Source organism: Ruegeria sp. (assembly GCF_965221235.1).
Taxonomy (GTDB): domain Bacteria; phylum Pseudomonadota; class Alphaproteobacteria; order Rhodobacterales; family Rhodobacteraceae; genus Ruegeria.
Window position 1 is genome coordinate 2,577,565 of the sequence record NZ_CBDCRS010000004.1, and the last position, 21,892, is coordinate 2,599,456.

Genomic DNA, 21,892 nt, shown 5'->3' on the forward strand with positions numbered 1-21,892 from the left:
GCGTTGGGCCCGGCGCTGCGGCTTTGCCGCAGCGCGGTATCGCGAGGTGAAGACGTTCGGTGAGCCATCTGCGGAACCGCGCCTCGCCTGAAAGGCGTGGCGCTTGGCCCAACAGGAGGAGACCCGTCAGGGGCGACCGACGGGCGGGAGCTCTTGCCGTTTGAGATCAACTGCCCCGGTAGGTCGAATACCCGTATGGCGACAAAAGAAGTGGCACGTGGTAATGCGCCGCGCCATCTGACATGCCAAACCGGATCGGCACCTGATCGAGGAACAGAGGGTCCTCGGCAGCCTGCTGGGTTGCGCGCAGGTAGTCACCGGCAAAGAACACCAGTTCGTAACTCCCTGTTTTGAAGTCTTCTTGCGGCAGGATCGGGCTGTTTGTTCGGCCGTCCGAATTGGTTTCCATATCAGCGAGCTTGCGGCGCGTTTCGCCCGTGATTTCGTAAAGCACGATCCTCAGCCCTTCGGCCGGGCAGCCACGTGCCGTGTCCAGAACGTGGGTCGTCAGATAGCCAGCCACGGGGACCTCCTATGATTTACCTTTTGCTTTGCCACAGTCTGGCGCAAAGTTCAAAACAGTGGAAATGCCGAAAGAACCGGAAACAGCGTTCGGATTAGTTTGATAATCATGGGCGTGTTTCTGGGCTAAGGCTGTCGAAACGCTTTAGAACGGAAGATGCCATGCAGCCGCCTCGATACCCTCGTGACATGATCGGATATGGAGCCACCCCGCCTGACGCCAAGTGGCCCGGTGGGGCGAAGTTGGCCGTTCAGATTGTGTTGAACTACGAAGAGGGCGGCGAAAACAACATCCTGCATGGCGATGCCGCATCCGAGGCGTTTCTGTCCGAGGTCGTCGGGGCGGCGCAATGGCCGGGTCAGCGTCACTGGAACATGGAGACGATCTATGAATACGGCGCGCGCGCCGGGTTCTGGCGTTTGCATCGGCTGATGCATGACCTGCCGATCACTGTCTACGGGGTAGCCACGGCTTTGGCGCGATCCCCTGATCAGGTCGCCGCGATGAAAGCGGCAGGGTGGGAGATCGCCAGCCACGGGCGGAAATGGGTCGAGCACAAAGACATGCCTGAAGGTCAGGAACGTGCCGAAATTGCCGAGGCCATTCGGCTGCATACCGAGGTTGTCGGCGAACGCCCACGTGGCTGGTACACCGGGCGCTGCTCAACGAACACCGTGCGGCTGGTGGCTGAAGAGGGAGGGTTTGACTATGTGGCTGATACCTATGCAGATGATCTGCCTTATTGGCTGAACACCGGCGGGCGGGATCAGCTGATCGTGCCCTATACGTTGGACTGCAACGACATGCGCTTTGCCACGCCGCAGGGGTTCAACTCGGGCGATCAGTTCTACACCTACCTAAAAGACAGTTTCGACGCGCTTTACGCGGAAGGCGTGGCAGGTGGGCCTAGAATGCTGTCTATCGGGCTGCATTGCCGACTGATCGGGCGGCCGGGGCGGGTCATGGCGTTGAAACGGTTTCTGGATTACGCGCGCGGGTTTTCCGATGTGTGGTTCGCAACGCGGTTGCAGATTGCCGAACATTGGACAGCACAGCACCCTCCCGCGCAGCACCCCAAGCCATCGCAAATGGAGAAGGCAGCGTTTGTGGAGGCCTATGGAGGGATCTTTGAGCACTCGGCTTGGATCGCCGACCGGGCGTTTGAGCTTGAACTGGGCCCGGCCCACGACACGGCCGGCGGGTTGCACAATGCGTTGGCACGTGTGTTCAGGTCCGCCTCAGACGAAGAACGTCTGGGTGTGTTGACGGCTCATCCCGATCTGGCCGGTAAGCTGGCGCAAGCTAAGCGGTTGACGCAGGAAAGCACGTCCGAGCAGGCCTCGGCCGGGTTGGACGCACTGACGGATGAGGAGCGCACTCGCTTTACCGACCTGAATGATCGGTACACCGAGACTTTTGGGTTCCCCTTCATCATTGCAGTACGTGACCACGATAAGGCGTCGATTCTGAAGGCGTTTCAGCGGCGGATAGAGCAGGATCGCGAGACGGAATTTGCCGAGGCCTGCCGTCAGGTCGAACGTATCGCAGAGTTCCGGTTGCGGGATCTGTTGCCGTCATGAGCCGTCGAATTGTCGCTGCGTCGCTGACGGCTGAAGCTTTTGCACCTTTTGGGGACGTGATCGAGATCGCGGGCGAACCAGACAAGATTATCAATCAGGGACAGTGTGGGCGGTTCCACGACCGAGCGGGAGTGGACTTTGGCGATGGGCGCGCCGGGATTAGCCTGTTCAACGCAAATCCGCGGAGCTTGCCGTATCAGTTGGATATGGTTGAGCGTCACCCCGAGGGCAGCCAGGCTTTCATTCCGATGACACAGCATCCATTTCTGGTGATCGTAGCACCGGACGTTGGCGGCAAACCCGGTAAACCTTTGGCCTTTGTGTCGTCTCCGGGGCAGGCCGTGAATTATCACCGGGGAACTTGGCATGGGGTTTTGACGCCGCTGCATGCTCCTGGGTTGTTTGCCGTCGTCGACCGGATCGGACAAGGCGCAAATCTGGAAGAGGTTTGGTTCGATGATCCCTATGAGGTCGTGTTGGGTTAGCGGGGCTCCCGCCCGGCCCCGGGCGCATCAAAGATGCTTGGGGCCCGTTGGGCCGGGCAGCGCACGGGCAAGCCCGCGCGCTGCGTCAGCGAAGGATCAGGGCCGGGTCATCAGCCGGGCGACGTCCAGCATACGCGCGGAAAAGCCCCATTCATTGTCGTACCAGCCGAAAATCCGAACCTGGTTGTTTCCTGTAAACCGTAACTCAGGCCCTGCTAACACAAGGGATTCTGGTCGCGTGCGCAGGTCGGACGACACAAGCGGGTGATCTGTCCAGCCCAGAACGGGTGATTGAGCAACGGCCTCACGTAGCTTGGCTTCAAATTCTGAGGCCGTCATGTCTTGGTCAAGCGTTGCGATCAAATCCACGGCAGAGACACTGGCGGTTGGCACGCGCACGGCCGCGCCCGAGATGCGGCCCGCGAGATGGGGCATGACGTCGTCAATCAGATGCGTGGCGCTAGTGGTCGTCGGAACCATCGAAAGTGCACCCGCCCTTGACCGGGCCAGATCGCCGCGAGGGGCGTCGACCATGGGCTGACTGTTGGTATAGCAATGGATGGTCGTCATATGGGCCGAGGCGATTCCAGCGATCCGATCCACCACCTTTACCAGAGGGGCCAACCCGTTGGTGGTGCAGGACGCGTTCGACACGATCCGGGCGTCGCCCAGTTGATCCTCGTTTGCACCCAGAACAATGGTGACTTCGGTCGCGGGCGAGGGGCCAGAGATCAGCACTTTGCCTGCGCCCGCGGTCAGCCCCTGGCTTGCGACGTCCGACGTACGCGCAACGCCGGTGCAGTCCATCAGAACGTCGACACCCGTCAGATCGACGCGCGACAGGTCCGGGCTGTGAGTGACCGGAATCGAATGTCCATCGACCACCAACACCCCGTCGCTAGTCTCGACCGGTCCGGGGTAGGGGCCAAAGGTGCTGTCGTATTTGAACAGATATGCACAGGTTTCCAGCGGTGCGATATCGTTGATCAGCACCAGCTCAATATCCTTGCCCCACGGCAACGCCAGCAGCTGCCGCAGGATCGTGCGGCCGATGCGGCCGAATCCATTGATCGCGAGTTTCATGCGCAAGCTATGGCAGTCAGATCAGGCGATCTCAATCAGAGTATTGTACCAATTTCAATTACAACTGACCTGCGAGAAAAACTGGCCTGAGATGTTCTGATACATGCTGGATACGATTGGCTTGCATCCGGTGGCCGCCTGAATGGCCGCGATCGCCTGAAGAGTGCGCAAGCGCGGCGGCGGGCCAAACGGGTTCAGATTGTTGTTGTCGCGGGTGGCGCGGTAGATGACCGGCGTGTCCGAGACCTGTTTTATTTCCCAGGTCCGGCTCAGGACAGAAACCGTTTTGGTTGCCTCTTTGGCGGCAACGGGTGTTGCCTCAAAAGCCGTCAGGCCAACAACAGCTGCCAATGCCAGCAATGATCCGCGCAGTACCATCGAACAATCTCCAGTGCTAAAAACCGGTTTTATTTCACCAGATTAATGCGCTTCTGTGAACCCCTGCGCGGGAAAAATACTGTCACCTTCGCGCCAAAGACAGCGGCATGTGGCGGTTCACATCTTTGTAGAGGAGATAGCGGAATCTCCCCGGACCGCCCGCGTAACAAGCCTGTGGGCAAAAGGCGCGTAGCCACATGTAGTCTCCGGCCTCGACCTCGACCCAATCCTGATTGAGCCGGTACACAGCCTTGCCCTCCAGAACGTACAGCCCGTGTTCCATCACATGGGTCTCGGCAAAAGGGATCACGCCGCCGGGTTCGAAATTGACGATATTGACGTGCATGTCGTGGCGCAAATCCTGCGGATCGGCAAAGCGGGTGGTGGACCAACGCCCCTCGGTGCCGGGCATTTCCACCGGAGTCATGTCGCGTTCGTTGGTGATGATCGGGTCGGGGGCGGGCAGGCCGGGGACGGACTCATAGGCTTTGCGGACCCAGTGGAAACGGGCGGTATCGCCGGTTCTGTTGTGCAGAGTCCAGTCCGAGCCGGGCGGGATATAGGCGTATCCACCTGTGCCCAGCTCATGCGCCGTATCGTTTAATGTCAATGTCACGGACCCTTCGACTACGAACAGCACGCCCTGTGCCTGCGGGTCGGTTTCCGGGTGATCGCTGCCGCCGCCCGGTTGCACCTCCATGATGTATTGCGAGAAGGTCTCGGCAAAGCCACTAAGCGGACGGGACAGCACCCAGAGGCGGGTTTTCTCCCAGAACGGCAGGGCGCTGGTGACAATGTCGCGCATGGTGCCTTTGGGGATTACCGCATAAGCCTCGGTGAACATGGCGCGGTCGGTCAAAAGCTGGTCTTGGCCGGGGTGGCCGCCTTTGGGCGCATAGTAGGTGGGATGTGACATCGGGTGCCTCTGATTGGTGGTCCGGGCACTATGAGCGGATTGAATGGCAGGTCCTAGCTTCAGAGTTCCGATAGGTTTTTTCGGGATATTTTGAAGGTCGCCCGTCAGGGCTTGGCCCCCGTTCGCTGCCGGTATATTCTTGAATGCAAATCTATTTCAGCAAGGCGAGGCGCACATGAAAGCCTGGATTTCTTCTACACTGGTGGCGGTTGTTGTTCTGGGGACGGTTCCGGTCGCGCAGGCCAAGCCGATTTCGCGAATCATTGCCGAGATGGGCCTGACCCCGGCAGATTTCGAGGTTGTTAATGCAGCATCGGACGCGATGCTGTCCGGCGCCATGCCTCGCGTCGGTGAAGAAAGCACCTGGGTGAATGATGAGACCGGATCAAAAGGCACGATTCGAGTGCGCGATGTACGTGACAATTGCGTGCACTTGCAGCACTTCATCCAGCCCGAAGGCGCGGATCAAACGCGTGAGGTCAGGACCCGCCGGTGCCGTGACGCCAACGGCAACTGGATTTTGACGCCGTAGCCGTGGGTTAATATCCGCGCGCCTTGTCGACCTCATGCAGCAATGGCGCGCCGGTGCTGAGACGTCGAAAGTTCTCACCAACATCGGCCAGAGCGTCCCCAAGATGCCAGCCGGACACATGCGGCGTGATAGTGACGCCGGGATGTGCCCAAAGCGGGCTGTCCTGTGGCAAGGGTTCGGTCGAGGTCACGTCCAGTACCGCATGGCCGGGTGTGCCTGCGTCCAATGCTGCGATCAGGGCGGCTTCGTCGATCAGGTCTCCGCGACCCGCGTTCAGCAATTGGCTGCCGGGTTTCATGGCCGCCAGCATCCTGGCGTCGAAAAGCCCGACGGTTTGTGGGGTCGAGGGCAGGATCGCGCAGATGTGGTCGCACTGGCCCAGTAACTCGGGCAGGGCCGCGTCGCCATGCAGGCAAGTGACGCCGTCGATCTGTTTGGGCGAGCGGCTCCAGCCCATGACCTCAAAGCCAACCGCTCGCAGCATTTTTGCACTGCGCGCACCTATGTGGCCCAGCCCCAGCACGCCGACCTTTGTATCCGGCGAGTAAATCGGGGCTTTGGGCGACCATTCCGCGCGGGTTTGTGCGGCCTCGTGAAAGGGCATGTGGCGCTGGTGACGTAGTACATAGGCGACGAACCACTCAGCGATTCCCTGCGCCGGGGCATCAGGTTTCAGCCGCGCGATGCGCGCGTGTTCAGGCAGGTTGGGATTGCTGACAATGGTCTCAACCCCCGCTCCCAGTTTTTGCACCAGTTTCAGGTTGGGCAGGCGATTGGGGTGGTCGTCCTGCAAGTCGACCACGGCGAGCATCGTGATGTCTGCCGGATCGCCCAGATTATCCGGTGTTCGCACGTCCGCATCGGGGTGAAGCTTGCGAATGCCGTCGGCGATATCGTTGTCGCTGATCCAATCGGACAGCCCGGTTTCAATCAGCAAGGCCATATCTCTTCCCCTCGAACTTAAAATTCCGCGCAGTAACGTCCCGTTACGTGGCTGGACATCCCCGTGAGAGCTAAGTCATTCTTTGTCGAAAGGTAAAGCCCGGTTGTCGGGCGGTTTAACCATCATATTTTGAGGCAGCCCATGACCGGCACACCTGACCTGAGCCAGCAGGCCTATTTTCATCTGCGCGGAGATGGCGCTTTTGTTGGCAATGACCCGGCGCGCGGGCCGTGGTCTGCCGATCATTGTCACGCGGGTCCGGTTAGCGGGCTGATCGTGCGCGCGGCTGAAACCGAGGTCGGCCCCGAGAAGATGCTGACCCGCCTTACTGTCGATCTGCTGCGCCCGCTGCCTTTGGCCGGTCTGCGCGTGGCAGCAGAGACAACGCGCCATACCAAGACGTTGGCGACGACGCGGGTAACGGTTCATGATCTCGACGACACGCTGTGCGCCACTGCGACGACCATGCATCTGGCGCGCCGCGATCTTGGGCCAGTTCCCAATGTCTCGATGCCACCGCCGCCGTTCGAGGGCGCGTTTTCCGGTGCTTTCCCTATCGGACTGACACGTCACGACCTGCCGTGCTTTGCCCATTTTTGCGAGACGCGCTATACAAAAGACAGCAAGCAGGGCGCTGGTCCCAAGACGATCTGGATGCGCACGCCGTCACTTTTGGAGGCTGAGACGCAATCTCCGATACAGGCGGTTTGCCCGCTGGCCGATTGTGGCAACGGCATCTCGTGGAATGCTCCGACCAGTGAGATGGGGTTCATGAACACGGACCTCACCTTGCAAATCCATCGCGAACCGGTCTCGGATTGGCTGGCCTCTGACTCGGTGTGTCATTGGCAGCCGTCAGGGATCGGGATGTCTCAGTCCGTGCTGTACGACCCCGAAGGGCCGATCGGCACGGCGCTGCAAACTCTGGTCCTGTTCCCGCCGTCGTGATCCGTTGGCTGGTTTCTGCAAACACCGCGTGAAACGCATTGCCGGGCGTCGGCCAAGCCCCTATCTTTCGTCCATGCGCTGGATATTTTCCATTCTGACCTGTTGCCTGCCAGTCCCGGCTTTGGCGCACCCACATGTGTATATCGACACCGGGTTGGAATTCATCGTGGACGATGCCGGCCAGTTGACCCATGTGCGCGTGACTTGGGCTTACGACGAACTCTACTCGTTGTTCACGCTCGAAGATATGCGGCTGGATCAGGACTCCGACGGTATACTCACCAAAAACGAGGAGCAGTTTCTGTCCGGTTTCGATGCGCAATGGATCGCGGGGTATAACGGCGATCTGGTCGTATTTGCGGACGGAGCGCCTGTGGCCTTGTCCGGCCCGCTAGAGCCTACGGCCACCACTGAGGACGGGCGCATCGTCAGCTCTCATCTACGGGCGGTTGAGGGTGGAGCGGTTTCCGCCGCTGCGCTGACGGCCAAGGCTTTTGACGAGTCATTCTATACAGCTTACGACGTCACCCGACCGGTGATCGTAACGGGACCTGTTTCCTGTCAGATTGACCGGGTTGATCCTGATATTGATGGGCAACTGGCGCAGATGCAGGCTTTTCTGCTGACGCTGGACGCTGATTATGACCTCGAGGAAAACGATATCCCGATGGTCGGTGAAAGCTTTGCATCCGAGATTTTCGTTTCATGTCCAAATACCTGATTGTTCCGGTCGCTGTCGCCATTGCGTTTCTGCTGTGGTTCTGGGGAAGCGGTGGTTTTGACAACCTTGCCGCTTGGGCTGCCGGTGAACAGCGCGAATTCCAAAACCAGATTGCCCGCGCCCTGCGCGCGGCACGGGCCGAACAACCCGAGGCCGTGGCGACTCTGCTGACGGTCTGTTTTGCATATGGGTTCTTTCACGCCATAGGTCCGGGTCACGGTAAGGTGCTGATTGGTGGCTATGGTCTGGGCCGTAACGTTGCGTTCTGGCGATTGTCCGCGATCAGTGTGCTGTCCAGCCTGGGTCAGGCGGTCACCGCAGTGGTGCTGGTCTATGCGGGCGTTCTGATCTTTCAGATGTCCCGCGCCAGCCTTGTGGATACGACCGAGCAGGTCATGGCCCCGATCAGCTATGGCGCGATTGCCGCCATAGGTCTGTGGCTGGTGCTTCGGTCCCTGCGTAGCTTTGCTAGGCGACATCGCAGCGAAACAGCGCATCACCATCATGATCACCATCATCACCAGGACCATAGTCACGATCACGATGACCACGGCGTGTGTTCGGATTGCGGCCACCGCCACGGCCCCACAGCGGAAGAGGTGGCGCAGATCGGAAGCATCCGCGAGGCTCTTGTTCTGATCGCAGGAATTGCCGCGCGTCCCTGCACCGGAGCGCTGTTCGTTCTGATCCTCACCTGGCAGATGGGCATTGCGATGGTCGGTATCGCCGGAGCATTTGCGATGGCACTTGGCACGGCGCTGGTGACGACTCTGGTCGGCTGGACCTCGTTCGGGCTGCGCGGAGGGCTGCTGGCCTCGGCTTCAGCCACACGGTTTGCATCCGTGTTGGCGCCGACGATTGAGCTGGTGGCGGGCCTTGTGGTTGTGGTGATTGCCAGCGGGCTGCTGATGCGCACGATCTAGTCGAACACCGGGTCGGGATAACCGACCCGCGCCAGATACAGACCCTGCGGCGGGCAAACCGGACCACAGGCTGCGCGGTCGGCGGCCTCTAACGCGTCGCGTACATCTTCGGGCGACCACGCGCCCGCGCCAACCCGTTCCAAAGTACCGACGAAACTGCGCACCTGATTGTGCAGGAAGGACCGGGCGCGGACGTGGAAATGCATCTCGGGGCCGGAAAAGCCTTCGACCTCTTCAACCCGCAACTCATCCAACGTTTTCAACGGGCTCGCCGCCTGACAAATCGACGAGCGGAAGGTGGTGAAATCATGCCGCCCGATCAACATATCCGCCCCGGCCTGCATCGCGTCGACGTCCAGCCGGTGATTGATCTGCCAGACCTGTCCCGCATCGTGGGTCGCGGGCGCGCGGCGCATCAGGATGCGGAACAGGTATTGCCGCTCCAACGCCGAGAACCGCGCGTGCCAGTCATCATCCACCCGTGCCGCTTTGACGATGGCCACCGGCTGCGGTTTGAGGTGATAGTTCAAAGCCTCGGACAGGCGAAACGGGTCCCACTCCTTAATCAGATCGCAATGGGCCACTTGTCCCAGCGCATGAACCCCCGCATCGGTGCGACCAGCGGCGGCAATCGTGTGCTCGCCGGGTTGAATACGCGACAGGGCCTGTTCGATTGCCCCCTGAACGGATGGCAATTCCTTCTGCCGTTGCCATCCGGCAAACGGTTCCCCTTGGTATTCGACTTTCAACGCGTATCTGGGCATGGCCCGCTGGTAGCGCGCCGCGCGAAAAGGGGCAAGGGCGGGAAAGCTCTGGTATGTCCGGCGACCTCTACCTATCTTGAGCGAAACGATAAATGCGGGGCGACAGTTTGGTCATCTCTTCTCTGGCAGACAGTCTCGTGCGCGGTGTCGAATCCGTGGGCGACCGCGTGTCCGAGGCACTGTTCGAGCCGGTCATCCGGCTGGGCGTCACCGGGCTGGCGCGATCGGGCAAGACGGTATTCATCACCTCTTTGGTCGCGAACCTGCTGGATCGGGGGCGGATGCCGGGGCTGGTCGCGCAGCAAGAGGGGCGGATCAACTCGGTCTATCTGCAACCACAGCCCGACGATACGGTGCCGCGCTTTGATTACGAAAACCATCTGGCCGCTCTAACCGGCCCGCAACCGCACTGGCCAGACAGTACCCGCGCGGTGTCCGAGCTGCGCCTGTCTTTCAAGGCACGTCCCTCCGGGCTGCTTTCGGGGCTGCAAGGGCCGCGCACAATCCATCTGGATATCGTGGATTACCCGGGTGAGTGGCTGCTGGATCTGGCCCTGCTGGACAAATCCTATGAGGTTTGGTCGGCCGAGACGTTGGAGCGTTTCGCGCACCGGTCCGAAGCGGCGGCGTTTCTGGCGCAGGCCAAAGCGACCGATCCGACCGGAGTGCATGACGAACCCACGGCGCAGGCGTTGTCCAAGGCATTTGCAACCTATCTGACCGATGCGCGGGATGCGGGGTTCTATGACTGCACGCCGGGTCGGTTCCTGTTGCCGGGCGATCTTGAGGGGTCGCCGGTTCTGACCTTTGCGCCCTTGCCAGTCGACGGCCCCGCGTCACGCGGCAGTCTGCATAAGGAAATGGCGCGGCGGTTTGAGGCGTATAAGGCGCAGGTGGTCAAGCCGTTCTTCCGCGATCATTTCGCCCGGATCGACCGGCAGGTGGTTCTGGTCGATGCGCTCGGCGCGATCCACAAGGGACCGCAGGCGGTCGAGGATATGCGCCGCGCGATGGGGGATATCCTGTCGGCCTTCCGACCCGGGCGCAATGCATGGCTGACCCAATTATTTCTGGGCAAACGAGTCGAACGTATCCTGTTCGCCGCCACCAAGGCCGATCACCTGCACCACACCCAACACCCCCGCCTGACCCATATTATGGAGGCCCTGACCCGCGATGCCCGCGATAGGGCCAGCTTTGCCGGGGCAGAAACCGCGGCGCTGTCTTTGGCTTCGCTGCGGGCAACGACCGAGGAAATCCGAACCCATAACGGTGCTGAACTGCCCTGTGTGCGCGGCACATTGCTGGACGGCAAGCAGGCGGCGTTCTACCCCGGCGATCTGCCCGGAGACCCCGCGCACTTGCTGGGACCGGCGCGTAACGGGGCCGAAAGCTGGCTGGGTGAGGACTATGGCTTTATGGCTTTTGCACCGGCTCATCTAACCTTGCGCCCCGGTGATGGCCCGCCGCATATCCGGCTGGACCGCGCCGCACAGTTCCTGATCGGAGACCGCCTGTGACCGTGATCCTCCGACCCGCACGCAGCACGGATGCCGGTGCAACCGGAGAGATTCTGCATGGGTTCGCACGCGAAAACGACTGGATGCCCGAGTTGCACTCGCAAGCTGAAACCATCGCCTTCTGCGGTCGGATGATTGATCTGGATTGGGTAACGGTGGCCGAGACCCAAGGACATGTCATCGGATTTCTGGCCCTGAACGGGCCTGAGGTTCATTCGCTGTACCTCAAACGTGGATCACGCGGGCAGGGGATTGGGCGGAGGCTGTTGGAGCACGCCAAATCCGACAGCGCGCACCTGTCCCTGTTTGCATTTCAGGCAAATCACGGGGCGCGTCGTTTTTATGAGCGCAACGGATTTGCCGAAGTCGCCCGCAGCGACGGGGCGGACAACGATGAAAACCTGCCGGATATCAAATATGTCTGGCGTCGGGAGGGTGCTGAGAATGGCTAAAGGTCCGGTTCTGATTGATCTCGACAACGAGGAGCCGGTCGCGGACGTGGCCGAGGCCCCGCCGGTTCCCGACATCGCGCAACCTCAGGGTCAGGCGATGCAGGCGGCGGTTCGTCTGGCGGCGCGGAAACCTTCCGCTTTGTCGCGCTGGTTCTGGGGACTGGCGCTGGCTGTGGTTGGTGCTGTGGTCTCGGTGGCCGCGTGGGATTTCGTCAATTCGTTGCTGTTGCGCGCGCCGATCTTGGGGTGGGTTCTGACCGGACTGATCGGCGCGTTTGTTCTGGTCGCTCTGATCATCGCCATACGCGAGCTGGCAGCCATCGGGCGCTTGTCCCGCGTGGACGGGATGCGGCAGGCAGCGGATACCGCATTGGCCGAAGGTGATTTGGTACAGGCCCGCGCCGTCACCAACCGCTTAATCGCCTTCTACAAAGGACGCGATGAAACCCAATGGGGACGGGACCGTCTGGCAGAACGCATGGGCGAACAATTCGACGCCTCGACCCTGCTGACTTTGGCTGAGGACGAGTTGCTGGCGCCACTGGACGCCGCCGCCAGCCGCGAGGTTGAGGCCGCCGCCCGACAAGTTGCAACGGTCACTGCCCTGGTCCCGCTGGCACTGGCGGATGTGGTGACGGCGCTGGCAGCCTCATTGCGCATGATCCGACGCGTAGCCGAAATTTACGGAGGTCGGGCCGGTTTTCTGGGCAGCTGGCGTCTGACCCGCGCCGTCTTTGTGCATCTTGTCGCGACCGGGGCCGTGGCCGTCGGTGATGACCTGCTGGAACCCGTGCTGGGCGGGTCTGTCCTCAGCAAACTGTCCCGCCGGTTCGGTGAGGGGCTGGTGAATGGTGCGCTCAGCGCACGGGTAGGCGTGGCCGCGATGGAGGTTTGCAGGCCCCTGCCGTTCTCTGAACGGCATCAGCCTTCGACCCGTGGTATGATCAAGCGCGCGCTCAGCGGGTTGTTTTCAAAAACTTGACCTGACGCAAAGTCAACTGGCCAGCTGGTGTGCATAACAAGCGCGGAGCCAGCCATGACCGACCACGGACACAGCCAGCAGGAAATTATCGCCCGGATCAACGCACCTCCGGGGCGCGGGGTGCTGCGGGATGTGGTTTATGGCGGAATTGATGGGTCAGTTACCACGTTTGCCATTGTGGCTGGGGTTGCCGGGGCGGGTCTTTCGCCGTTTATCATCGTCGCTTTGGGGCTGGCCAATGTGCTGGCGGATGGGTTTTCGATGGCGGCGGGGAATTACTCGGGCACCAAAGCCGAGCTGGACAATATCCGCCGCATCCGCGCCATCGAGGAACGCCACATCAGCCTGTACCCCGACGGTGAGCGCCGCGAGGTGCGCGAGATTCTGGCGCAAAAAGGCTTGTCCGGCCCCGTTCTGGATGACGCGACCGAGGCCATCACATCCAACCACGACAATTGGATCGACCTGATGGTCGAGGGTGAATACGGGCTGGGCAGCGTCGATCCGCATCCCTTCAAGGCTGCGATGGCGACATTCCTTGCGTTTCTTGTCGCTGGGATGGTGCCGCTTTTGCCGTTCCTTTTTTCGGTCGATCAGGCCTTTACCGTATCGGTTTGTATGACGATGGGCGTGTTCTTTGCCATCGGAGCTTTCAAAAGCCGCTGGTCCCTATCGCCTTGGTGGCGGTCTGGGTTGGAAACCTTTGTGATTGGCGGCGCCGCTGCGTTGATCGCCTATCTCGTGGGGTCCTTGTTCCATCCCTGACGGCCAAGATTGTCGCAGCAGTGCCTATGGCTCTGGTCAAATGCGGGACAGTGGTTACGCTGTGATAAACGGATAAAGTGATTGCGCGACCCTTGCGACTTTTCAATAAAAACGTCCTTGTTCTGGGGGCTTATGGATTTATCGGCGCGGCGGTGACACGGTCATTGCGATCTGAGGGCGCTGAGGTGACGGCATTTGTCCGCAGCCTGAAAACGGGCGCGCAGATATTGCCGGGCGTGACGCGGATACAGGGCGATTTGCGGGCCTGCCTGCGACCCGAGGATTGGGAGGCCCCTCTGGCTGGCGTTGACTGTGTAGTGAATTGTGCCGGTGCGTTGCAGGATGGGCCTTTGGATGATCTTGAGGCCGTGCACCACACCGCCGTCGCGGCATTAGGACAGGCTTGCGCGCAAAAGGGTGTTTCTGTGGTTCAGATATCCGCCATCGGTGCAAACCCTGAGGCCGGGACGGATTTCATGCGCACCAAGGCGGCGGGGGATGCGGCGCTGCGGGACTCCGGTGCGCCGCTTTGGATTCTTCGACCTGGTTTGGTGATCGGGCAATCCGACTATGGCGGAACGGCGCTGTTGCGGATGCTTGCAGCAGTGCCGTGGGTGCAGCCCATTGCGCATCCGCAATCGCCGGTTCAAAGCGTGGGTATGCCAGACCTTTGCACGGCTGTGACCCAGGCTGTGGCCAAGGATCTTCCGCAGGGTAGCTATGATCTGGTCGAGGATGCACCATCCCCTCTGTCTGACGTTTTGGCACAGACCCGATGCTGGATGGGGTTCCCGCCCGCCCGGACTAACCTGCCGATGCCGGGTTGGTTGACGCGGCTGATCGCCCGAGGCGCGGATGCGCTGGGCAGGCTGGGATGGCGGTCTCCGTTGCGCAGTAATGCGATGACCGTGATGGCCGACGGGGTTGTTGGCGACCCAGTGCCCTATCGGGCCGCCACGGGGCGGTCGCTGGCCGGGCTGACGCAAGTTTATGCGGATCTGACCTGTGCGCGAGAGCACCGGTTGGCCGCCCGGATGTCCTTGCTGATGCCGCTGGTCATTGCGGTACTCAGCCTGTTCTGGCTGTTGTCAGGCCTGTTCGGCTTGATCGGCGTGTCCGCGGCCACCGCCGTGCTGACTGGTGCCGGATGGAGCACGGCCGCTGCCATTGCCAGCGTTGTGTTCTGGTCAATTGTCGATATCACCCTGGGGCTTGCTATATTATGGCGACCATGGGCAGCGCGCGCCTGCCTTTTGCAGGCCGCGGTTGCTCTGTTCTATCTGCTGGCCGCCAGCTTAGCGGTTCCGGGCCTATGGCTTGATCCGCTTGGGCCGCTGGTCAAAATCCTGCCCGCGATGACCTTGTCGCTTGTCGCGTGGCCCTTATTGCAGAGCCGCTGATGGACCCGGACCTGATCCTGCGCTGGTTTCACGTCATTGGCGCCTGCGTCCTGCTGGGCACCGGGGCAGGGATCGCGTTTTTCATGTTGATCGCGCATCGTACAGGCGATGCCCGGTTTATCGCGCAAACCGCTGGAACCGTCGTGCTGGCGGATATGGTATTCACTGCAACCGCTGTAATCGCTCAGCCCATTACAGGCGGGCTACTGGCATGGCGTCTCGGCTGGCCTTTGACCGAAGCGTGGCTTCTTGCCTCGCTGATATTATACGCCGTGGCGGGGGCGTTCTGGTTGCCGGTGGTGTGGATACAGATGCGAATGCGAGCTTTGGCCCAAAGCGCCGCGGAAGACGGCGTGCCTCTGCCGACCGCATATCACCGACTGTTCCGCATCTGGTTCGCCTGTGGTTTTCCGGCCTTTGCGGCGGTGCTGGCAATCCTCTGGCTGATGATTGCGCGCCCGGTCTTTGGCGGGTTTTGACCATCTGGTGAATTGGAATTTCCGGCTGTTGTATACCGCACGCCTCGGATAGCCTGAGGCCGCAACCACGTCGGAGAAGTCCTTGGAATCCTTGTTTGCTCTTGTCGGATTGATCGTGATGGCCATCCCGGTCTCTATCATCGTGTTGCTGGTGGGCTATACGCGCCTGCGCCGCCGGGTTGAGATGTTGGAGCAGCACATCCTTGCCCTTGGCGCAGACGTTCCAAATCCGCCTGAAGCCCAGACACAAAAACCCGAGCCGCACGAGCCGTCGACGGCACCCGAAAAGGACCCAAGACCCACCCCATGGGCCGCAGCCAAGTCGCCGCCAGCAGCGCAAGTCGCAGAGCAAACGCCCCCCGCAGCCGTTGTTTTCCGCGAGGATCGAATGGCCGCGCTGACCGGTTGGCTCTATGAGAACTGGTTTTATGTGGTCTCGGCCCTGTCGCTGGCACTGGCGGGGATTTTTCTGGTTCAATATGGGGTCGAGAATGGGCTGCTGCCGCCAACAGCCCGAGTGTTGGCTGCGCTGCTGTTCGGCGCAGCGCTGATCTTGGTCGGAGAGGTCATTCGGCGCAAATATGGTGACGATGAAAGCTCGACCACGGCCTATCTGCCCTCGGTCTTTTCCGGGGCAGGTCTGGTCACGCTGTTCGGGGGCATTCTGGCCGCCCGGCAGCTTTATGATCTGATCGGCCCTGAGGCCGCGCTGTTTGCCATGGTGCTGATCGCGTTGGTGGGCCTTGTTCTGGGCTGGTTCCACGGCCCGTTGCTAGCCGCCATCGGCCTGATCGGAGCGCTCGCGGCCCCGTTTGTGGTCGGCGGCACCTCTGAGGACCCGGGGTGGCTGTACCTCTATTTCTTTGTATGCGCTGTTTTGGGCCTTGGCATCGACACCGTGCGGCGCTGGGCCTGGATTTCGGTTCTGACTCTGTTCGGGGCGTATTCCGCCAGTTTGCTGTTGGTTCTGTCCGCCCCTGCCACTGAAGCAGAGTATCTGGTCTGCGTAACGGCACTGGCCCTGATCACCCTAACCATCCCTGTCCGCAGGTTCTGGCCGGATCATGGCGGGGCGATGATCACCTCGACTCTTTGGCGCAAAAAGGGAGAGGCCTGGCCTGAGTTTCCGACACGGATGGCTTTTGCCGCTGTGGCCGTCACCTCGGCCATCATTGCGATACATTGGCCCGACAGTTCGGCAGAGTTCTGGTTGGGCGTTATCTTGTTGTCCGGTCTGACGCTGGGACTGATGACATGGGGCCAGCGGGCCGTGGCGTTGCAGGACGTCACCATATTGCCCGCGTTGGGTCTGATCTGGTTCGCTCTGGTGCATGGCATGGACAACGGCGTAGTCCTGCGCGCCTTTGCTGCGACCTATGCCGAAACGCCCGAGGCGGACTACCCATGGGTCATTACAATCCTAACCGTTCTGGGTGCGGTAATCTCTGTCACGGCGGCCTGGCGGTCGATGCGCGCGTCCGACTATGCTGCGGTCTGGGCCGGTGCGGCTGCGGTATTCGCCCCCGTATTGGCCATTGCGCTTGAGGTCGGATGGCATCCGGCCTCGGTCATCGGGACGTATCCCTGGGCGTTGCACGCTGTTGCGCTGGGCGGGCTTATGGTCCTCTTCGCAGAACGGTTTGCGCGCGTGGACGGCGAAAACCGGATGCGCCCGGCGCTGGCGACATTGTCGGCGTTGTCCTGCCTGACCTTCGCCTGTGTCATCGTCCTGAGTTCGGCCGCCTTGACCATCGCGCTGGTCGCAATGGTTGTGATCGCGGCGGCGTTGGACCGCAAGTTCACCCTGCCGCCGATGAGTTGGTTTATCTGGGCGGGCGTGTTCACGATCACGGTGCGGCTGGTCCTGAACCCGGGGCTGGGCTGGGCCAGCACGGCCCCGGTGGTGGAAATGGCGCTGGTTTACGGCGTCTCCACCATTGGGTTCCTGATCGGCTGGCTGCTGGTCAAACCGTTGAATCGCCCCGTAGCGAAACTGCTATTGGAGAGCGCCGCCTGGGCAACCGGTGGCATCTTGCTCTCGCTACTGCTGGAACGCTGGCTGCAAAGCTTTGGCGAGGGTGGCGCAACCGACAGCCATTGGGGTCTGGGTTTGCTGGCGGTGATCTGGCTGCTGCTGGCTTTTGCGCAAATCCAGAGGTTCGAGTTGGGCGGCAAGCTGAACTACCTGCGCTACGTTTTGGCCGCGTTCTTCGCTGGACATGGGTTGTTGCGATTGGCGCAGGCGTTAACCGAGGCAAACCCGCTGCTCACTCCGGTTGCTCCGCCGGTTCTTGGTGTGCCGGTGCTGAACACGCTGGCGGTGGCCTACCTGCTGCCGGCATTGGCCATCGGATTCTCGGTCTGGCGCATCCAGGCGACCCCGCTTTGGCTAAAGCGAGCCAGCTGGGGGCTGAGCGGCGCTTTGATGGCGGTCTGGCTGGGGCTGATGATCCGTCACGTCTGGCAGGGCGCGAGCGGCATGTTCGAGGGCAACGGAGTGACCCAACCCGAGCTTTATACCTATACCATGGCGCTGCTGATGATTGGTGCGGTGCTGTTCTACCAATCGCTTGCACAGCGCTCTGACCTGATGCGCAAAGCCGGTCTGGCGGTAATCGGTCTGGCCGTGGCCAAGGTGTTTCTGATCGATATCGCGGGGCTGGGCGGGCTGATCCGCGTGTTCTCGTTGCTGGCTTTGGGGCTTGCGCTTGCTGGTCTTGCATGGCTGAACCGTTGGGCCAAGCTGCGCCATTCGCCGCAGCAGGCGGAACCTCTGGACCATTAGGCGCGGGCGTCCTATAAGCGCGGCCATGTATGACCGGATGGCCATCATTATTCGAATTATATCCCCGGCGCTCTGACCCTCTGAGACGCCGGGCAAAGGTGTTTGAGAACTCGCACCGACCGCTTCGATCCATACGACGACCAGATCATCCAAAGGACGCCCCCAATGTGCGCCGACACGATCCAGACACCTGATTACAAAGACACGCTGAACCTGCCCAAAACCGATTTCCCCATGCGCGCTGGTCTGCCCAAGCGCGAGCCTGCATGGCTGGAGCGGTGGGAGACCATCGGCGTCTATGACCGCCTACGTGAAAAAGAGGGTCGTACGCCCTTTACCCTGCACGATGGCCCTCCTTACGCGAACGGCCACCTGCATATCGGCCACGCGCTGAACAAAACCATCAAAGACATGATCGTGCGGTCCCATCAGATGATGGGTCATGACGCGCGTTATGTACCCGGTTGGGACTGTCACGGTCTGCCCATCGAATGGAAGATCGAGGAACAGTATCGCAAAAAAGGTAAGAACAAGGACGAGGTGAACGTCGTCGACTTCCGTCAGGAATGCCGCAAGTTCGCCGAGGGCTGGATCGACATCCAGCGTGAAGAGTTCAAGCGGCTGGGCATCACCGGCAACTGGGCCGATCCCTATATCACGATGGACTATCACGCCGAGGCTGTGATCGCCGACGAGTTCATGAAGTTCCTGATGAACGGCACGCTCTATCAGGGTTCGAAACCGGTGATGTGGTCGCCCATCGAGAAGACCGCTCTGGCCGAAGCCGAGGTCGAGTATCACGACAAGGAAAGCTTCACCATCTGGGTGAAGTTCAAGGTTGTGAATGCGGGCGATCTGGATGACGCATTTGTTGTGATCTGGACAACCACCCCCTGGACCATGCCGTCGAACAAAGCGGTCGTGTATGGCAAGGACATCTCATACGGTCTCTATGAAGTGACCGGCGCGCCCGAGGAATGCTGGGCTGCGGTGGGCGACAAGTTCTTGCTGGCCGACAATCTCGCCGCCGATGTGCTGGGCCGCGCCCGCCTGAACGACGATCAATGGACCCGCGTTCGTGACGTGACCACCGATGAGCTGGAAGGCGTCCAACTGACCCACCCGCTGGCCGGGGCCGAGGGCGGCAATGGCGAATGGGACGACATCCGCGACTTCCGCGCCGCCGAGTTTGTGACCGATACCGAAGGCACCGGTTTCGTCCACTGTGCGCCGTCGCACGGTATGGAAGAATTCGAGCTGTACCGCGATCTGGGCATGCTCGAGCAAGTCATCACCTATAACGTGATGGACGATGGCTCGTTCCGTGCCGATCTGCCGTTCTTTGGCGGTAAATACATCCTGTCCCGCAAGGGCGGTGAGGGTGACGCGAACAAAGCCGTAATCGACAAGCTGGCCGAGGTCGGCGGGTTGCTGGCGCGCGGCAAGATCAAGCACAGCTACCCGCATTCGTGGCGCTCGAAAGCGCCGATCATCTATCGCAACACGCCGCAATGGTTTGCATCCGTTGACCGCAAGCTGGACGACGGCATGGGTGAGATGGGGGACACCATCCGCGAACGCGCCCTACGCTCGATTGACGAGCTGGTGAAATGGACACCGCAGACTGGCCGCAATCGCCTCTATTCGATGATCGAGGCGCGCCCGGATTGGGTTCTGTCGCGCCAGCGCGCCTGGGGCGTGCCGCTGACCTGTTTCACCAAGAAGGGGGCTCTGCCCACCGACGCGGATTACCTGCTGCGCAACGAGCAACTCAACGCCCGCATCAAAGCGGCGTTTGAGAAGGATGGCGCGGACATCTGGTACACTGATGGGTTCAAAGAAAAAATCCTCGACGGCATTGCTAACCCGGACGACTACGATCAGGTTTTTGACGTGCTGGACGTGTGGTTCGACTCGGGTTCGACCCATGCCTTCGTACTGCGCGACCGTGAGGATGGCACTGAGGACGGCATCGCCGATGTCTATATGGAAGGCACCGACCAGCACCGCGGTTGGTTCCATTCCTCGATGCTGCAAGCCTGCGGCACCAAGGGCCGTGCGCCGTATCGCAACGTGGTAACCCACGGCTTTACGCTGGACGCCAAGGGCAACAAGATGTCCAAATCTTTGGGCAACACCATCGTGCCGGAAGAGGTCGTCAAGCAATATGGTGCCGATATCCTGCGTCTGTGGGTGGCTCAGACCGATTACACCGCTGACCAGCGGATCGGGCCGGAAATCCTGAAAGGGACCGCCGACAGCTATCGCCGCCTGCGCAATACGATGCGGTTCATGCTGGGCTCGCTGGCTGATTTCACCGAAGCCGACCGCGTCGCGCCCGAGGATATGCCGCGTCTGGAACGCTGGGTGCTCAGCCGTCTGGCCGATCTGGATGAGCAGGTGCGCAAGGGCTATGCGGAGTTCGACTTCCAGGGCGTGTTCAGCGCTGTGTTTACCTTCGCCACGGTCGATCTGTCGTCCTTCTACTTCGACGTCCGTAAGGATGCGCTGTATTGCGACGGTGACAGCCTGCGCCGCCGCGCTGCGCGGACCGTGCTGGATATCCTGTTCCACCGCCTGACCACATGGCTTGCTCCGGTTCTGGTGTTCACTATGGAAGAGGTCTGGCTGGAGCGTTTCCCGGGCGACGACAGCTCGGTCCATCTGGTGGATTTCCCGGAAACACCTGCCGACTGGCGTTTTGCCGAGTTGGAAGAGGCTGTTGCCAAAGTGCGTCGCGTGCGCCGTGCCGTGACCGCCGCGCTGGAGGTTCAGCGTCAGGACAAGGTTATCGGTTCCAGCCTAGAGGCCGCCCCGATCGTTTTTGTCGAAGACAACGAAACCCGCGATCTGCTGGCAACCTTTGACGTGGATGACCTGTGCATCACATCCGGCCTGACTGTGACCGGCGACCCGGCCCCGGCCGAAGCGTTCCGCGTGCCGGAAATCGAAGGCGTTGCGGTGGTATTTGAAAAAGCCGAGGGCGCAAAGTGTCAGCGTTGCTGGAAAATCCTGCCCGATGTGGGCCGCCACGCCCATGCCGGAGTTTGCGGGCGCTGCGATGAGGCGCTGACCTGATACCGCGAAGCGGAATGTGGGCGGCAGGGTCTTTGGCTAGGCCCTGCCGCGCGCTCCGGGGTATTTGTGAACAGAGAAGCGCCTGGATCGTCAAGAAACGGGTTGCCGGGGCAGTGGGTCCTCTGTCAGCATCCGGCTTATGGGAATAATTGCGATAGAAACCCGTTTCGGGCGCCTGGGTATTGTCGAGGAAGATGAAGCCATCGTCCGCCTGACCTGGGATGGTGCCGAAGGCGACCCGGATACACCCTTGCAGCGCGAGGCGGCGGCGCAGCTGCGCGCCTACGATCAAGGCCGTTTGCAGCAGTTCGATTTACCGTACCGGATCAAAGGGTCCGAGTTTCAACGCCGTGTGTGCGACGCGATGTTTGCCATCCCTTTTGGAGACACCAGAACCTATGGCGATATCGCCAATGAGCTTGGGTATTCGGCGCAGGCCGTGGGCAAGGGCTGTGGTGGCAATCCTATTCCGATCATCATTCCATGCCACCGGGTTTTGGGTGCAAATGGCAAAATGGTCGGGTTCTCGGGGCATGGCGGGGTTGAGACCAAAGTCGCGCTGTTGCGGCACGAAGGGGCGGCGAGCCTGTTGATCTGAGCGATGGAATTCTGTTGCAATCCGGTTGGTTGAAGCC

General features: G+C 61.0%; 21 protein-coding genes. 15 read left to right on the top strand and 6 right to left on the bottom strand.

What is annotated here, in order from left to right; translation table 11 throughout:
• Nucleotides 1-166: 166 nt before the first annotated feature.
• The gene (gene uraH / locus ACOQOY_RS16160) at nucleotides 167-523 is read right to left on the bottom strand and encodes a hydroxyisourate hydrolase (protein ID WP_420586384.1); all 357 of its coding nucleotides are present in this window, start codon (nucleotides 521-523) and stop codon (nucleotides 167-169) included.
• A 161-nt stretch (nucleotides 524-684) separates the two neighbouring features.
• Here uraH and puuE point away from each other — a divergent pair, with 161 nt between their 5' ends.
• Together puuE and ACOQOY_RS16170 are read left to right on the top strand one after the other, a co-directional pair.
• Nucleotides 685-2,103 carry an allantoinase PuuE gene (gene puuE, locus ACOQOY_RS16165; protein ID WP_420586385.1) on the top strand — a complete coding sequence of 473 codons (1,419 nt, stop codon included), beginning with the start codon at nucleotides 685-687 and terminating at the stop codon, nucleotides 2,101-2,103.
• Nucleotides 2,100-2,588, top strand: coding sequence for an ureidoglycolate lyase (locus tag ACOQOY_RS16170; RefSeq protein WP_420586386.1), 489 nt, complete (start codon nucleotides 2,100-2,102; stop codon nucleotides 2,586-2,588). Before puuE ends, ACOQOY_RS16170 begins: the two co-directional genes overlap by 4 nt.
• Before the next feature lie 96 nt (nucleotides 2,589-2,684).
• On the opposite strand, the gene ACOQOY_RS16175 is transcribed toward ACOQOY_RS16170, so the two are convergent.
• The 3 genes from ACOQOY_RS16175 to ACOQOY_RS16185 all read right to left on the bottom strand — a co-directional run bounded on the left by ACOQOY_RS16175 (nucleotide 2,685) and on the right by ACOQOY_RS16185 (nucleotide 4,965).
• Nucleotides 2,685-3,671, bottom strand: coding sequence for a type I glyceraldehyde-3-phosphate dehydrogenase (locus ACOQOY_RS16175; protein WP_420586387.1), 987 nt, complete (start codon nucleotides 3,669-3,671; stop codon nucleotides 2,685-2,687).
• Nucleotides 3,672-3,725: 54 nt separating this feature from the next.
• A complete protein-coding gene (locus ACOQOY_RS16180) occupies nucleotides 3,726-4,049 on the bottom strand; it encodes a hypothetical protein (protein WP_420586388.1) in 324 nt (107 codons plus the stop codon).
• 82 nt (nucleotides 4,050-4,131) lie between these two features.
• A complete protein-coding gene (locus ACOQOY_RS16185) occupies nucleotides 4,132-4,965 on the bottom strand; it encodes a bifunctional allantoicase/(S)-ureidoglycine aminohydrolase (RefSeq protein ID WP_420586389.1) in 834 nt (277 codons plus the stop codon).
• Between the two features lie 175 nt (nucleotides 4,966-5,140).
• On the opposite strand from ACOQOY_RS16185, the gene ACOQOY_RS16190 reads away from it, so the two are divergent.
• Entirely contained in the window at nucleotides 5,141-5,497 is a 357-nt protein-coding gene (locus ACOQOY_RS16190) for a hypothetical protein (RefSeq protein WP_420586390.1), read from the top strand.
• A 7-nt stretch (nucleotides 5,498-5,504) separates the two neighbouring features.
• Here the strand turns inward: ACOQOY_RS16190 and ACOQOY_RS16195 are convergent, their stop codons facing one another.
• Entirely contained in the window at nucleotides 5,505-6,440 is a 936-nt protein-coding gene (locus ACOQOY_RS16195) for a 2-hydroxyacid dehydrogenase (RefSeq protein ID WP_420586391.1), read from the bottom strand.
• Between the two features lie 141 nt (nucleotides 6,441-6,581).
• Between ACOQOY_RS16195 and ACOQOY_RS16200 the strand changes: the two genes are divergently transcribed.
• Genes ACOQOY_RS16200 through ACOQOY_RS16210 form a run of 3 tightly spaced genes read left to right on the top strand, consistent with a single transcriptional unit; the run spans nucleotide 6,582 to nucleotide 9,032 of the window.
• A complete protein-coding gene (locus ACOQOY_RS16200) occupies nucleotides 6,582-7,388 on the top strand; it encodes a thioesterase family protein (protein WP_420586392.1) in 807 nt (268 codons plus the stop codon).
• 28 nt (nucleotides 7,389-7,416) lie between these two features.
• The gene (locus ACOQOY_RS16205; protein WP_420586393.1) at nucleotides 7,417-8,109 is read left to right on the top strand and encodes a DUF1007 family protein; all 693 of its coding nucleotides are present in this window, start codon (nucleotides 7,417-7,419) and stop codon (nucleotides 8,107-8,109) included.
• On the top strand, nucleotides 8,094-9,032 hold the full coding sequence (locus tag ACOQOY_RS16210) for a nickel/cobalt transporter (protein WP_420586394.1): 939 nt from the start codon (nucleotides 8,094-8,096) through the stop codon (nucleotides 9,030-9,032). Before ACOQOY_RS16205 ends, ACOQOY_RS16210 begins: the two co-directional genes overlap by 16 nt.
• On the opposite strand, the gene truA is transcribed toward ACOQOY_RS16210, so the two are convergent.
• Complete coding sequence (gene truA, locus ACOQOY_RS16215; RefSeq protein ID WP_420586395.1) at nucleotides 9,029-9,796, bottom strand: tRNA pseudouridine(38-40) synthase TruA; 768 nt, start codon at nucleotides 9,794-9,796, stop codon at nucleotides 9,029-9,031. The two genes, ACOQOY_RS16210 and truA, sit on opposite strands and share 4 nt — an antisense overlap.
• Before the next feature lie 107 nt (nucleotides 9,797-9,903).
• Here truA and ACOQOY_RS16220 point away from each other — a divergent pair, with 107 nt between their 5' ends.
• From ACOQOY_RS16220 to ACOQOY_RS16260, 9 genes are all read left to right on the top strand, one after another.
• The gene (locus ACOQOY_RS16220; RefSeq protein ID WP_420587258.1) at nucleotides 9,904-11,316 is read left to right on the top strand and encodes a YcjX family protein; all 1,413 of its coding nucleotides are present in this window, start codon (nucleotides 9,904-9,906) and stop codon (nucleotides 11,314-11,316) included.
• Nucleotides 11,313-11,768: a GNAT family N-acetyltransferase gene (locus tag ACOQOY_RS16225; RefSeq protein ID WP_420586396.1), complete on the top strand. Its 456-nt coding sequence runs from the start codon at nucleotides 11,313-11,315 to the stop codon at nucleotides 11,766-11,768. Before ACOQOY_RS16220 ends, ACOQOY_RS16225 begins: the two co-directional genes overlap by 4 nt.
• On the top strand, nucleotides 11,761-12,750 hold the full coding sequence (locus ACOQOY_RS16230; RefSeq protein WP_420586397.1) for a YcjF family protein: 990 nt from the start codon (nucleotides 11,761-11,763) through the stop codon (nucleotides 12,748-12,750). The genes ACOQOY_RS16225 and ACOQOY_RS16230 overlap by 8 nt, the downstream gene beginning before the upstream one ends.
• Before the next feature lie 54 nt (nucleotides 12,751-12,804).
• Nucleotides 12,805-13,515 carry a VIT1/CCC1 transporter family protein gene (locus tag ACOQOY_RS16235; RefSeq protein ID WP_420586398.1) on the top strand — a complete coding sequence of 237 codons (711 nt, stop codon included), beginning with the start codon at nucleotides 12,805-12,807 and terminating at the stop codon, nucleotides 13,513-13,515.
• A gap of 77 nt (nucleotides 13,516-13,592) precedes the next feature.
• Nucleotides 13,593-14,915: an SDR family oxidoreductase gene (locus ACOQOY_RS16240; RefSeq protein WP_420586399.1), complete on the top strand. Its 1,323-nt coding sequence runs from the start codon at nucleotides 13,593-13,595 to the stop codon at nucleotides 14,913-14,915.
• Nucleotides 14,915-15,394, top strand: a complete 480-nt coding sequence (locus ACOQOY_RS16245; RefSeq protein ID WP_420586400.1) for a DUF2269 family protein — start codon at nucleotides 14,915-14,917, stop codon at nucleotides 15,392-15,394. The genes ACOQOY_RS16240 and ACOQOY_RS16245 overlap by 1 nt, the downstream gene beginning before the upstream one ends.
• A gap of 82 nt (nucleotides 15,395-15,476) precedes the next feature.
• Entirely contained in the window at nucleotides 15,477-18,179 is a 2,703-nt protein-coding gene (locus ACOQOY_RS16250; RefSeq protein ID WP_420586401.1) for a DUF2339 domain-containing protein, read from the top strand.
• Between the two features lie 165 nt (nucleotides 18,180-18,344).
• The gene (gene ileS / locus ACOQOY_RS16255; RefSeq protein WP_420587259.1) at nucleotides 18,345-21,257 is read left to right on the top strand and encodes an isoleucine--tRNA ligase; all 2,913 of its coding nucleotides are present in this window, start codon (nucleotides 18,345-18,347) and stop codon (nucleotides 21,255-21,257) included.
• Between the two features lie 139 nt (nucleotides 21,258-21,396).
• Complete coding sequence (locus ACOQOY_RS16260; RefSeq protein WP_420586402.1) at nucleotides 21,397-21,855, top strand: methylated-DNA--[protein]-cysteine S-methyltransferase; 459 nt, start codon at nucleotides 21,397-21,399, stop codon at nucleotides 21,853-21,855.
• The last annotated feature ends 37 nt before the right edge of the window (nucleotides 21,856-21,892 follow it).

What these genes read in the sequence shown, in the direction of transcription:
- puuE (WP_420586385.1), top strand. Translation starts at nt 685, where the DNA reads ATGCAGCCGCCTCGATACCCTCGTGACATGATCGGATATGGAGCCACC.
- ACOQOY_RS16170 (WP_420586386.1), top strand. Translation starts at nt 2,100, where the DNA reads ATGAGCCGTCGAATTGTCGCTGCGTCGCTGACGGCTGAAGCTTTTGCA.
- ACOQOY_RS16175 (WP_420586387.1), bottom strand. Translation starts at nt 3,671, where the DNA reads ATGAAACTCGCGATCAATGGATTCGGCCGCATCGGCCGCACGATCCTG.
- ACOQOY_RS16180 (WP_420586388.1), bottom strand. Translation starts at nt 4,049, where the DNA reads ATGGTACTGCGCGGATCATTGCTGGCATTGGCAGCTGTTGTTGGCCTG.
- ACOQOY_RS16185 (WP_420586389.1), bottom strand. Translation starts at nt 4,965, where the DNA reads ATGTCACATCCCACCTACTATGCGCCCAAAGGCGGCCACCCCGGCCAA.
- ACOQOY_RS16190 (WP_420586390.1), top strand. Translation starts at nt 5,141, where the DNA reads ATGAAAGCCTGGATTTCTTCTACACTGGTGGCGGTTGTTGTTCTGGGG.
- ACOQOY_RS16195 (WP_420586391.1), bottom strand. Translation starts at nt 6,440, where the DNA reads ATGGCCTTGCTGATTGAAACCGGGCTGTCCGATTGGATCAGCGACAAC.
- ACOQOY_RS16200 (WP_420586392.1), top strand. Translation starts at nt 6,582, where the DNA reads ATGACCGGCACACCTGACCTGAGCCAGCAGGCCTATTTTCATCTGCGC.
- ACOQOY_RS16210 (WP_420586394.1), top strand. Translation starts at nt 8,094, where the DNA reads ATGTCCAAATACCTGATTGTTCCGGTCGCTGTCGCCATTGCGTTTCTG.
- truA (WP_420586395.1), bottom strand. Translation starts at nt 9,796, where the DNA reads ATGCCCAGATACGCGTTGAAAGTCGAATACCAAGGGGAACCGTTTGCC.
- ACOQOY_RS16230 (WP_420586397.1), top strand. Translation starts at nt 11,761, where the DNA reads ATGGCTAAAGGTCCGGTTCTGATTGATCTCGACAACGAGGAGCCGGTC.
- ACOQOY_RS16235 (WP_420586398.1), top strand. Translation starts at nt 12,805, where the DNA reads ATGACCGACCACGGACACAGCCAGCAGGAAATTATCGCCCGGATCAAC.
- ACOQOY_RS16245 (WP_420586400.1), top strand. Translation starts at nt 14,915, where the DNA reads ATGGACCCGGACCTGATCCTGCGCTGGTTTCACGTCATTGGCGCCTGC.
- ileS (WP_420587259.1), top strand. Translation starts at nt 18,345, where the DNA reads ATGTGCGCCGACACGATCCAGACACCTGATTACAAAGACACGCTGAAC.
- ACOQOY_RS16260 (WP_420586402.1), top strand. Translation starts at nt 21,397, where the DNA reads ATGGGAATAATTGCGATAGAAACCCGTTTCGGGCGCCTGGGTATTGTC.